Genomic DNA, 11,950 nt, shown 5'->3' on the forward strand with positions numbered 1-11,950 from the left:
GGCTGTGATGACTGTGGACGCTGATACCCACGCCCATCTGGCCAAAACGTCGCCGCTGTCGTACGGCTACGCACGTCGTTTTGGCGTGCTGATCGAGCCGGATACAACCGCCGAGGCAGCCTGGATCGTGCGGCATTGCAAGCCGTTGCCGGTATCGGTGTTGGCCGAGCTGGGGCGCAAACTGCCCGATGGCTTTACGCTGGACTGGCTTGAAACTGATGAGTTTGAACGCCGCTTGGCGCGCGCCTATGAAGGCGGTTCGAGCGTGGCACAAACCATGGTCGATGATTTGGGCGACGGCGGGCTCGATGCGCTGGCCAACACCTTGAACACGCCGATCGACCTGCTCGAAGCCGACGACGAAGCACCGATCATTCGCCTGATCAATGCGCTGCTTTCCGAAGCCGTGCGCGAGGGTGCATCCGATATTCATCTGGAAAGCTTCGAAAGCCGCATGGTGGTGCGTTTTCGCGTCGATGGCATGTTGCGCGAGGTGCTCGAACCACCGCGTGCCGTGGCCGGTATCATCGTCTCGCGGATCAAGGTGATGGCGAACCTTGATATTGCCGAAAAACGCGTGCCGCAGGATGGTCGTATCTCGCTGCGTTTGGCCGGTCGCCCGGTCGATGTGCGTGTATCAACCCTGCCTTCGGGCCAAGGTGAACGCGTCGTGTTGCGCCTGTTGGACAAAGAAGCCGGGCGCTTGACGCTCGATAACCTGGGGTTAACGCGCGAACTGCAAGCTCGGCTGAACAAGCTCATCCACCGGCCGCACGGCATTTTGCTCGTGACCGGTCCGACCGGCTCGGGCAAGACCACCACGCTGTATGCCGCGCTGTCGGAGATCAACACCCGCGAGCGCAACATTCTCACCGTCGAAGACCCGATTGAGTATTACCTCGACGGCGTGGGTCAAACGCAGGTCAATCCCAAGGTGGAGATGACCTTCGCGCGCGGTTTACGGGCGATTTTGCGCCAAGATCCAGACGTGGTGATGGTCGGTGAGATTCGCGATGTCGAAACCGCCGAAATTGCGGTTCAGGCCAGCTTGACCGGCCACTTGGTGCTCTCGACCTTGCACACCAACTCCGCCATTGGCGCGATCACGCGGCTGCGCGATATGGGTGTTGAACCGTTTTTACTCTCATCGAGCCTGATCGGCGTGCTGGCGCAACGCTTGGTGCGCCGCCTCGATGCCCGTTACCGTGAAGCCTACACGCCCGATGCGAGCGAATGCGCGCTGCTCGGCTTGGATGCCAGCCAACCGCCGACGTTGTATCGGGTGAGTGAAGAAGCGCGGCAGCGCGGCCAGGGTTATCTCGGTCGAACCGGCGTGTATGAGCTGATCAGCATTGATGCCGACACGCGACGTTTAATCCACGATGGCGCCGCGGAACCGGCCATCGAAGCGCAAGTCCGCAAGCACAGCAGCTCCATTCTGGCCTATGGCGCGGCCCTCGTGATGGCCGGCGTCACCACCACAGAAGAATTACTCCGCGTGACGGCGGAAGGGTAATTATTCATGGCAGCTTTTGAATACAGCGCGCTGGATGCCCAAGGCAAAACCCGCAAGGGCGTGATTGAAAGCGACAGCGCGCGCGGTGCCCGCAGCCTGTTGCGCGATCAGGGCTTGGCGCCGCTGACCATTGAAGCGGTAGTGGCCGATCAATCCACCGCTGGCGGCATGCAAGGCTGGATGAGCCGTTTTCAATCCTTGAATCCAACGGAACTGGCTCTGTTCACCCGCCAGATTTCCACCTTGATTGCCGCCGGCCTGCCCATCGATGCGGCGCTGTCGGGGATTATTCGGCAAACGGAAAACCCAAGAATCCGCCGCATTGTCACGGCGGTGCGCTCAAAAGTGGTTGAAGGGCACAGCCTTGCGCAGGGGCTGGCGACGTTTCCGCGCGCCTTCTCGGAACTGTACCGCGCGACGGTTGCCGCCGGTGAAGAATCGGGCCATCTCGAAGCGGTGCTCGAACGCCTGGCCGATTACACCGAAGGGCGTCAGGCCACCACGCAAAAGGTGCAGATGGCGCTGTTTTATCCCGCATTGCTCACCTTGATGGCCGTGGCGGTAGTTATTGGCCTCGTGACGTATGTTGTGCCGCAAGTGGTGCAAGTCTTCGTGCAGATGAAACAAACGCTGCCACCGCTGACCCGCGGATTGATTGCGGTGAGCGCCTTTTTGCGAGAACAATGGCCGTGGATTTTATTGGGTATGGCGGCCTTTGCTATTTGGTTTTACTGGGCGCTGCGCCAACCAAAATTCGCTTTTCGTTGGGCGCAGATTCAACTTAAATTGCCGCTGATCGGTCGATTGATTCGTGGCTTCAATGCCGCCCGGTTCGCTCGCACGTTGAGCATCCTGAGCGCCGCCGGCGTGCCGATGCTCAAGGCGCTGACCATCAGTGGCGAGGTGGTTGCTTCTGAGCCGATGCGCCGCGCTATTAAAGAGGCCACCGACCGCGTGCGTGAGGGCGCGCCGATTGCCCGTTCGCTGGAGCAGTCGCGTTTATTTCCGCCGATGATGTTGCAATTGATCGCGGCGGGCGAGCAAAGCGGCGCCTTGGGCAATATGCTCGAACGGGCCGCCGTGCAGCAGGAGCGTGAACTCGATACCCTGATCAACGCCTTGCTCGGCCTGTTCGAGCCGATTTTGATTCTCGTCATGGGCGGGGTCGTTTTGCTGATCGTGCTGGCGATCCTGATCCCGATTTTTGATCTCAACCAAATGGTGCATTAGTCATGATGTCTTATTTTTCCTCACGTCTTTCTTCACAGGCGGCGCGTATTGAGCGTGGCAATGGGTTGATTTCCCGTGGTTTTACCCTGATCGAAGTGATGGTCGTCGTGGTTATTCTGGCCATTTTGGCGACCATCGTCGTGCCGAAAATCATGGATCGGCCAGACGATGCCCGTATCGCCAAGGCCAAGCAGGACATTCGGGCCATCGACTCGGCACTGCAACTCTACAAGCTCGACAACCTGACCTACCCGACCACCGATCAGGGGTTAGAAGCGCTGGTCAAACCCCCGGCCAATGCCAAAAACTGGCGCCAAGGCGGTTACCTCGATCGCTTGCCGATCGACCCGTGGAACAATCCTTATCAATACCTGAGCCCCGGCCAGCACGGCGCATTTGATGTCTACAGTCTCGGCGCGGATGGTCAACCGGGCGGCACCGGTGCGGATGCTGATATCGGCAATTGGCAGGAAGAAGGCGGTGCCACGAACACGGGTAACTGATTCTCATCATGCTTGCGCTCCGTGCCGTGTTGGATGCTCGACATGCGCCCTACGCTGGGCGCCACCAAAGAATGGGTCGGCAGCGCTGCGCTCAGGGGTTTACCTTGATCGAGCTGATCGTGGTGATTGTGATTATCGGCATTCTGGTCGGTTTTGTGGTGATGAGCATGAATAAACGCGCGCCCGATGATGTGGGCGTCTGCCAAGCGCGGATGGCCTCTTGGCTGGCGCAACAGGCCGTGGCTGCGAACCGGCTGGATCAAACCATTTATATTCAAAATGCCTCAACAAAATCGCCCAGCGCGTTTGTATTAAACCACCCGTCGGCACAGCTTCAAACGGCGGCAAGCAAGCAAACAAGCCAAAATGCAAACGAATCCCCAGCCTTCGTTGCAAATATCATTAGCCGGTTGGATTGGGATAAAGGCTGCGCCCTTATGGCACGACCCAGCGCCGCGGATACTTTTGCCGCCAAAGACCCGCGCGCAGATGCGGTAATTGCCGTCACGCCCGATGGTATCTGGTCGCTGCCATCGGGCGCGCCGCAATCTAAACCGGAAATTACAGTGCGCGGAGACAAGCAGAAAACCCTGCCCATCAATCTGTCATCAGGATTCGGTGAGCAGGCCAGCGCTGGTTCTGCCCCGTGATGACCACGACGACAAAAACCCGTGCGCAAGGGTTTACCTTGCTGGAAGTGCTGATTGCGCTGGTGGTTTTGGCCATTGCCCTCGCGGCGGTCATTAAAGTGAGTGGTCAAAGCGCACAGACGCTCGATCGGTTGCGTGCCGATACCGCTGCCACGGTGATTGCCGATGATTTATGCGCCCGATTGCAGCTATCCGCGCAAGCGCCGGAACTGGGCACCCGTCAGTCACAGGTAGAGATAAACGGCCAGTCCTGGCGTGTGCGCCAAACCGTTTCGGCGGGGCAGGTGCCGGGCGTGCTTAAGGTCGCCTATCTGGTTGAAACCCCCGCCCCGTATGCCGGTCAAGCCAGTATCGTGACGTACTTTTACCCACCTGCGCAAAAAGCACCATGAGCGTTCACGATTCGCTTATTCAGGGCGTGGGTTCGACTCGATGCTCAATAAAAAGAGCGGCGAGCGGTTTTACCCTGCTGGAATTGCTGGTGGCGATTGCCATCTTCGCGCTGGTGGCGGTGATGGCCTATGGCGGGCTGAATACCGTGATCAAGCAAAGCGCGATTGTCGAGGATCAAATGGGCCAGTTGAACGCGATGCAAAATGGCTTGCGGCAAATGCGCGGCGATTTGACCTTCGCGGTGGATCGTTTTGCCCGTGATGCCTTGGGTGGCGATGTACCCGAGTTCGCAGGCGGCGGCTTGAACCTTCTGACACTGACCCGTTTGGGCGCATCGAATCCTTGGGCGGCAGCCGAGCCGCAACTGGCGCTGGTGCGCTGGCGGCTTGAAAACGGCAATTTGGAGCGCGCAACCTTCGTGCCGCCCGATGGCGCGGTGGGCAACAGCGCCGAGCAGCCAGACTGGCGCATCATTTTGCGCAACGTCAGCAAAATTCAGCTGACTTTTTACGATCAAAACAACCAGTCGATGCTCGATTGGCCGCCCATCAACCAACCCTCGGCGGGCTTGCCCAAGGCGGTCGAAGTGCTGCTGACGGTAAACAACCTTCCCCCCTTGCGCATGACCGTCGCTATGGTTTCGGATTGGCCCGAGGCCGCTCCTGCCAACCCGCCGGGCGGAACAAATAACGGTGCCGAGCCAGCGACAAGCCCGCAAACTCAAACCCAAACTGAGGTGGAGGCGGAGCGACGATGACACGTGTGAATCGCTTTGCCTCGCCGACACGCCAGCAGGGCGTCGCTTTGATCGTGGCCTTGTTGGTGCTGGCCATCGCCACCGGCTTGGCCGCTGCCGTGATGGTGCGCAATCAAAACGCGCTCGATGCCACCGCCGCCTTCGAAAACGGCGCGCGGGCCGATCAATTGGCTAACAGCGCCTTTCTTCTCGCCAAGGCTCTGCTGGACCGGGATGATCGCAACAGCGATGGCCCGGCCGACCTCTGGGCGCAGCCGCTGGCGAACATTCCCATTGATGGCGCGACGGTGTCGCTGACCATCAGCGATCTGCAAGGCCGTTTTAATATCAATAACCTGCTGCTGCCCGATGGTAAAGTCAACCTGCTCGGTAAAGAGCGATTTGCGCGCTTACTCAACTTGCTGAATCTGAGCCCGGATATCAGCAATGAAATCATCGGCTGGATCGATCCGAGTCGTTCGCTTTCGCTTGGATTTAACAGTGCGGCGAGTCGCAGCGGGAATATGCCTGCCGGTCAGCCGATGATGTCGGTGACTGAACTGCGTTCATTGGCAGGGGTAACGCCCGCCTACTACGATAAACTGGCGCCCTATGTGACGGCTTTGCCCATCGGCACGCCTGTCAATCTAAACAGCGCCCCGCCGCTGGTGTTGCAGGCCATCGGCGCCAATGCCGCCAGTTTGCCGGTTGTGGCGGATAGCAAAACACCGCCGCCAAATATCGGTTCCGTGGCCGATTTTCTGGCGCGACCGGGCTTCGCAGGCGCAGTCACGCAGCCCGATGGCTTATCGGTAAACAGCCAGTTTTTTCTGTGCGCGGTCACCGTGCAGTTCGATCAGGTGGTGCGCCACCGCTATGCCCTGATTTATCGGCCGCAATCCGGCCCATCCCAAGTAATCGCCCTGAGTAATGAACCATGTCTGACCGGCTCTTCCTGTTTGTAACTAATCGTGAAGCCACCGAACTGCATTGGTGGCAACCCGAACACAGCGCGCAAAGCGCCAGCCCCGCGCTTGGCGATTGGGATGCGTTTGCCGATTGGCAGGCCAAGGCAAACCTGCGCCGCCCCGTGACGCTTTCGGTGTTGCTGCCCGACTCGGTGTGCAGCCGCTTGATCGTGCCGATTCCCGGTACGCGGCGGGAAAAAGCGCTGCAAGCTCTGCCGTTTGCGCTCGAAGATCTGGTGGCCGATGACCTGAGTCAGCTATACCCCGTGCTGGCCGAGCGCCCGCTTTCGCCGGGTCGCTGGCCCGTGCTACTGGTGGATGCCGATGTGCGTACCCGTGTGCTAGATGCGCTGAAAGATCAGGGTCTGGTGCCGCAACACTTGGTTGCCATGGCCGATACCCTGCCTCAACCCGAAATGGGCGAGTTCTGCGTCTGGGTCGATCCGGTTCAGGAACACATCAGCGTTTTGACCGGCCCGCACGAAGGCATGGCCTTGGCCCCGTCAACGGTACACAATGCCGCCGAACAACTGGCCGAATGGCTGCCTCGCATGACGCCCGCACCGAATCGTGTGGCATTCCATGTGCCACTGGATCAACCCGCGCACTGGCCGGAGGGCATCGAGTTTACCGCTCAAGCCGCGCCGGATTGGGCGCAATGGCATCAACTCTGGCAGGCGGGGCTAGAGCAAAACCGTGCGCTCTCTGCGATCACATCGGCCAAGGCCGTGAACGATCAGCAATGGCAGCGTCGCTGGTGGCAGGTGGCCGCAGCAGCTGGGGTTGTGTTGGTTTTGCTGCTGGTGGCTCAAGGCATTAAAACGGCGCAAATGAACCACCAAGCCGAGCGTTTGCAGACTCAAATCACACAGGATTTTCATGCGGCCTTGCCACAGATCACGCGCATGGTAAATGTGCGGGTGCAGTTGCAACAGGCGCTGGATCAGCGCGTTGGCGCGCATGAAGATACCTTTATGCCCGCGCTGGCTGCCTTTGGTTCGGCTTATCAAGTGGCAAAGCCACAGGATGCGCAGTTGGTGATCAAATCGATCCGTTTTGGTGAACAGCAACTGACCGTCGAGCTTACCGCCCAGAAGTATGCGGTGTTGCAGCAATTGCTCGAACACCTTAAAAAGAATGCGCCAGCCGAAGTAAAACAAATTGATGCAGGCGTCGATGCGGGCGTCGCGCACATGCGCATCGGCATTAAGGCGCTTTGAGCGCCCGGCAGAAATTAGAAAAAATTTAGGAAATCAATGATGAAAGCACCTGTTTGGTTTTCCAGCTTCTGGCAGCAGCGCAATCAAAGCGAACGCAGAACGCTCACCTTGGCGGCGATTGCGTTGGTGGCACTCGTGGGCTACCAGTTTGTTTGGTCGCCCATGCAACAGGCCGTGCAGCGGGCGCATGATCGTCTCGCGCAGGCCGAACAGCTCGCTGCTTTTACCGCGCAAGCCAAAAAAGCATTGATGCAGGCCGGACCTAAATCGGCACAGCCAAGTGCTGACTCGCCGATGCTTTGGGTGGAACAGGCCGCCCGCACAGTGGGCATTGAGCAGCAGTTGGTTCAGCGCCAGCCGGATGGTGACGACCGCGTCCAACTCAAGTTTGCCGCCGTTCCCTTCGATTTACTATTGCGCTGGTTGGCACAGGCGAATGACGCGGGGTTGAGCGTGCAGAGCGCCAACATCACGCCCAAAAATGGTGATTCGAGCGATGCTGCTGGGTTAGTGGATGCCGAGATCACCTTGGCGAAGCGCGCAGCCGCCTCATGAGCCGAACACCTTTGAAAGAACTGGCGCTGCGCCGCCCGCGCTCCCTGGTTAGGCTGGGCGTGTTCATCGTGCTGGTGAGCTGGTTTACGGCACTTCTGGCGACCGCACCGATTACTTTGATCCCCGTTTCCCGCCTGACGCTGCCACCCGGTGTGCAGTTGCAACCGCTCGGCGGTACGGTCTGGCACGGTCAGTGGCGTTTGAGCTTGCCCCGCGCGCCGGACATGACTGTTCAAACCGATTTTCTGCCATCGTCGGTGTTCCGTTTGCAACTGGCCTGGCATGTACAGGCGCAAACGGACGCGCGTACAAGTCCAACAAATGCGAACCCGAATATAGGAGCCGATCTAGCGATCGGCTTCAAGCAACTCAATGTTCGAAATTTTCAGGGACGCATGAGCGCTGATAGTCCGTTAATCGCATCGCTGACGGCTTGGCCATTAAGTGGGTTAATTGATTTCAGCGGGGATGCGTCGCTGGTCAGGACCAAGCGCGGATTCGATCTTCAGGCCGCCCGCGCCACGGCCAACTGGCGAAATGCAGAGATCACGACGACCGAACCGTTAGCACTTGGCGATCTGGTTTTTGATGCAAAAATCGCCCAAGGGCAACTCAATGCCACAGTTAAACCGGCTCCGAATAATGCCGGGCCTTTGTTGGGCGAGCTTAATCTGGCGGGAACATGGCCGGTCGCCAAGGCACCCGCCGTGCGGGGTTATGTTCAGCCGACAGCGCGCGCCAGCGCTGCGCTTCGTCAGCAGCTAAGCTTGCTGGGACGCCCCGATGCCAGCGGGAAAATCACCATTCAAGGCGTATTGCCCGGCCGCTATTGAGCCACTCTGATAGGTAGCTAACTATCCTCTATAAGTAAGCTCGATTAGAAATTCCTAATCAATCGGCTCATTCTAACCACTGACTAAAAGATGGGAAGCTCGAAAAACCCGTCATTCCCGCGTAGGCGGGAATCCGGCGCCTTGATTATTCTGGGTTCCCGCTTTCGCGGGAACGACGAATCACGGATATTTCGAGGTGCCCAGACAAATATTAAATGAACCCGGAATCCCAATGGTCTGGCTCTCGCGGACACCAAGCGGTGTACTACACGGGCAGCAGAATTCGAACCGAGGTTCACGAAATACCCAGGAGAAGTTCAGATGTGGCAAACGATCAAAAATCTCTGGTTTCAGGATCCGTCCGCCAAACCAATTCTCATCAACGATACCGCGGTGCGCATCCGCGCCGGTATGCTGCTGGCCATCCCGATCTATATGGGGTTCACGTTATGGTCGGCGCGTTTCGGCGGTCACTGGATCGTTGATGGCGATACCATCCACGATACACTCGATACCGATTGGGATGGCCATATCATCTACTCGGCCAATGTGATCCGGCGCACCTGGGATTACACCATCCAAACCTATGTCCTGTTTTACGGCCTGTTCGAGATGATCGCCGGGATGTTTGTCTGGACCTCGCGTCTGTCGCCTACCATCCTGCTGTCCAGTTTTCTGGCCCGCAAACAGCATGCGCTCTGGAAGCCGTTGACGCCAAAACGATATGCCTGGTCACTCGGCGCGTTCATGATCGCCCTGTGTCTGATCTTCTTCAACCCGAGCACATTCGCCGATTGGGTCAATGCCATCGCAGGCCGCACATTGTTACCGGATACCAGTCAGTATCTGTCGTACTGGATTCCATCATTGGTGTTCGTTTGCGTCGCCTTCATGTGGCTTGAGGCTGTGCTCGGATTTTGTGTGGGCTGCAAGATCCACTGGCTGCTGGTCAAGCTGGGCGTTCACAAGGAAGAATGTCTGGCCTGCAACAACATCGACTGGGATGAAATTGCGCGGCGCAAAGCCGAACAAGCGGGTAATGGATAGTTCTTGACAAAGCATGCGTTGGGGTGTCGCATCGCGCAACCTGACTGTATCAGCGCATGTCCGCACGCTGTTGTGCGGCGCAAGCGACGAGTTGCTCAGAAATAATAGCCAAGGTTGATATTGAACAGGCGGTTGATCGGTGCATTGCCTGAGCCACGAGCGGGCGCGAGGTTGCCACCCACGAACGGTTGGTTCTTGCCCTGAACAAAATCAAAGTAGGCAAACACGGGGCCTGCCACAACGGAAACGCCCGACACATTCATCCAGGTCGGATCGATGCCATCATTTTTGTCGTAAATGCGGCTGAAATCATTGTAGAAGTTGAGTTTGGAGATGGGGCCCCAGTGGACCGGCAACGCGTACGCGACACCAGCGGTAACGGCCTTAGCCGAGGTCGGCCCGAAACTATTGTATGCGTAGGCCCCATAAACCAGACGTTCGGCCAGTTTGTTGTTCAGGGCGTAATCGTAATCGGCATATTCCAGTTTCAGATTCCAGCGCTGCCAATCGGCGACCAGATGGGCCGCGTAGGCGTGGTAGTCTCCTTCGCGCTGATTCTGCCCGTACAGGCTACCGCGCATCAACGATAAACCGGGCTTGAGAGTTAAATCATCGTTGGCTTTCCAGGTGTATTCCGCGCGCCCGACCACGGTATTGATGGGCTTGGCATCGGTGCGTTGGTAGTTCGGGTCACTTGGATCAAGCCCGTTATCGAAACCCACAACATTTTCACTGTAACTTGAAGTACCAAATCCGTTGGGCTGGGGATTTTTGAGGAAAGCGGCATCAAAGCGCCAGTTTCCCAGATCGTACGTGGTGCTGAGCCCGAGCTGATAATTGTCTTCAAAGCCTGCGTAAAATAGGGAGCTGAAGTAATAGCTGTTTGAGTTGAACGGCAAATTGCCAAAGGGCACCTTCACCACGCCAGCGCGCACCAGCCAGTTGGGGGTGAATTTATACCCGACCCAGGCGTGATGGATGACCTGCATGTAGTCGTAATAACGCCATTCGGCCGAGAGAATCACGTTATCGATTTGACCATCTAGGTTCAGGCGGAAGGTATCAAAATTAAGATCACCAACAGTATTTCTGGAATTTTGATTGAATTGCTCAAGCGTGTAATTGAACCGCACCGCACCGCCGACCTTGATCGGTGCCGCGTTTTTTTTCGCCACGGCATCTGCCACCCTTTGAATCAGCGATTTGTCGGTCTGACTGGGTTTTGTGGCATCGGGCTTATTATTTACTTTTTTGGCTGATTGATTTTTGCGCTCGGTTTCTTGCTGCGCTTCCAGTGTTGCATTTTTGGCCCGAACGGCCGCCAGTTTTGCCTGCATGGCCTTTATCTGCGCCTGCATGGTAGCCATGGCCTTTGCCATCTGATCGAGTTGCGCCTGATCATAAACCGGTGCAACGGGCGCGTCGGCAAGGCTCATTTGCGGCCACCCTGCCAAACCGCCAGCGCAGGCAAGCGTGCACAAGTGAATCGAATTTATTTTCATTGAATTGTTCCCGGTAACAGGTTCTGATCAAAAAACCCCGATCAAGCGCCGAAATGGGCATTGCGACGTTTATTCGAATCGTTCTTGAACCTTAAATCGTAATGAACTTAGTCAGAGGCTCGATTAGGACGCCCACTCGATCGAAGCTGCGCACTGCATTGGGGGTATCGGACAGAGCAATGCTGCATGCTCACATCACAATTAACAGATAATGAGAAAATCAGAATCACATTATTGCTTTGCCCGCTCTGAAAATACTTGGGATGAATTTATGGCGGACGCAATCAATTAATACGCTAACAAGATTGAATAGGTGGGTCAAGAAGCGAATTGATGTTTAGCCAGCGCTTTCCTGTGGTTATGATCTGAGGCGGTAGCCAGAGGTCGCTTCATTATTTCATTCAATTTTTGCCAAAATTTATCGGAATCAGCGCATCGGTAGCCCGTGATCGGATCAGGGGGTTGGTTAGTCCTGCCTCAGGGGTTTTCGATTGGAAACATCGCTATTCATGCTGAGATAAGGCACAGTATTTCGGTTGGGTTAAAATATATTAACCATATGAAAATAAATGTTTTTTCTGTGAATTATTCATATTATTGCTCAGAATTCGGCGATGATTCTTCTTCTTGATCTTTGATGGTTTCTCAATTCATATTCGAACCAAATTCTGGATTTTTACTGTTTTAGTGCAATCCATTTATGTCGTCTATTCTATCCTCTAAATCGATGGAATTTCCCTATCATTGATTATATAAATTGATTTGATGTGGTATTCGGGTTTGAATTGCCCGGACAA

At 56.5% G+C, this 11,950-nt stretch carries 12 protein-coding genes; 11 read left to right on the forward strand and 1 reads right to left on the reverse strand.

Annotated features, from left to right (window positions below; genetic code table 11):
* The first annotated feature begins 7 nt into the window (after nt 1-7).
* From gspE to HNEAP_RS00730, 11 genes are all read left to right on the forward strand, one after another.
* Nucleotides 8-1,516: a type II secretion system ATPase GspE gene (gene gspE / locus HNEAP_RS00680; protein ID WP_012823042.1), complete on the forward strand. Its 1,509-nt coding sequence runs from the start codon at nt 8-10 to the stop codon at nt 1,514-1,516.
* Between the two features lie 6 nt (nt 1,517-1,522).
* Nucleotides 1,523-2,746 (forward strand): type II secretion system inner membrane protein GspF, encoded by a 1,224-nt coding sequence (gspF, locus tag HNEAP_RS00685; RefSeq protein WP_012823043.1) that lies wholly within the window; start codon nt 1,523-1,525, stop codon nt 2,744-2,746.
* 2 nt (nt 2,747-2,748) lie between these two features.
* Nucleotides 2,749-3,249: a type II secretion system major pseudopilin GspG gene (gene gspG, locus HNEAP_RS00690; RefSeq protein ID WP_012823044.1), complete on the forward strand. Its 501-nt coding sequence runs from the start codon at nt 2,749-2,751 to the stop codon at nt 3,247-3,249.
* An 8-nt stretch (nt 3,250-3,257) separates the two neighbouring features.
* Complete coding sequence (locus HNEAP_RS12080) at nt 3,258-3,899, forward strand: prepilin-type N-terminal cleavage/methylation domain-containing protein (RefSeq protein WP_012823045.1); 642 nt, start codon at nt 3,258-3,260, stop codon at nt 3,897-3,899.
* Nucleotides 3,899-4,291 carry a type II secretion system minor pseudopilin GspI gene (gene gspI / locus HNEAP_RS12085; protein ID WP_012823046.1) on the forward strand — a complete coding sequence of 131 codons (393 nt, stop codon included), beginning with the start codon at nt 3,899-3,901 and terminating at the stop codon, nt 4,289-4,291. The genes HNEAP_RS12080 and gspI overlap by 1 nt, the downstream gene beginning before the upstream one ends.
* A complete protein-coding gene (gene gspJ, locus HNEAP_RS00705) occupies nt 4,288-5,049 on the forward strand; it encodes a type II secretion system minor pseudopilin GspJ (protein WP_012823047.1) in 762 nt (253 codons plus the stop codon). The genes gspI and gspJ overlap by 4 nt, the downstream gene beginning before the upstream one ends.
* A complete protein-coding gene (gene gspK, locus HNEAP_RS00710) occupies nt 5,046-5,993 on the forward strand; it encodes a type II secretion system minor pseudopilin GspK (RefSeq protein ID WP_012823048.1) in 948 nt (315 codons plus the stop codon). The genes gspJ and gspK overlap by 4 nt, the downstream gene beginning before the upstream one ends.
* Complete coding sequence (gspL, locus tag HNEAP_RS00715) at nt 5,966-7,216, forward strand: type II secretion system protein GspL (protein ID WP_012823049.1); 1,251 nt, start codon at nt 5,966-5,968, stop codon at nt 7,214-7,216. The genes gspK and gspL overlap by 28 nt, the downstream gene beginning before the upstream one ends.
* Nucleotides 7,217-7,252: 36 nt before the next feature.
* A complete protein-coding gene (gene gspM, locus HNEAP_RS00720) occupies nt 7,253-7,771 on the forward strand; it encodes a type II secretion system protein GspM (protein WP_012823050.1) in 519 nt (172 codons plus the stop codon).
* Nucleotides 7,768-8,604 (forward strand): type II secretion system protein N, encoded by an 837-nt coding sequence (locus HNEAP_RS00725; RefSeq protein ID WP_012823051.1) that lies wholly within the window; start codon nt 7,768-7,770, stop codon nt 8,602-8,604. The genes gspM and HNEAP_RS00725 overlap by 4 nt, the downstream gene beginning before the upstream one ends.
* Nucleotides 8,605-8,925: 321 nt before the next feature.
* Complete coding sequence (locus HNEAP_RS00730; protein ID WP_012823052.1) at nt 8,926-9,651, forward strand: DUF4395 family protein; 726 nt, start codon at nt 8,926-8,928, stop codon at nt 9,649-9,651.
* A 95-nt stretch (nt 9,652-9,746) separates the two neighbouring features.
* On the opposite strand, the gene HNEAP_RS00735 is transcribed toward HNEAP_RS00730, so the two are convergent.
* Entirely contained in the window at nt 9,747-11,087 is a 1,341-nt protein-coding gene (locus HNEAP_RS00735) for an OmpH family outer membrane protein (protein ID WP_012823053.1), read from the reverse strand.
* Between the last annotated feature and the right edge of the window lie 863 nt (nt 11,088-11,950).

This window comes from Halothiobacillus neapolitanus c2, assembly GCF_000024765.1.
GTDB classification, from domain to species: domain Bacteria; phylum Pseudomonadota; class Gammaproteobacteria; order Halothiobacillales; family Halothiobacillaceae; genus Halothiobacillus; species Halothiobacillus neapolitanus.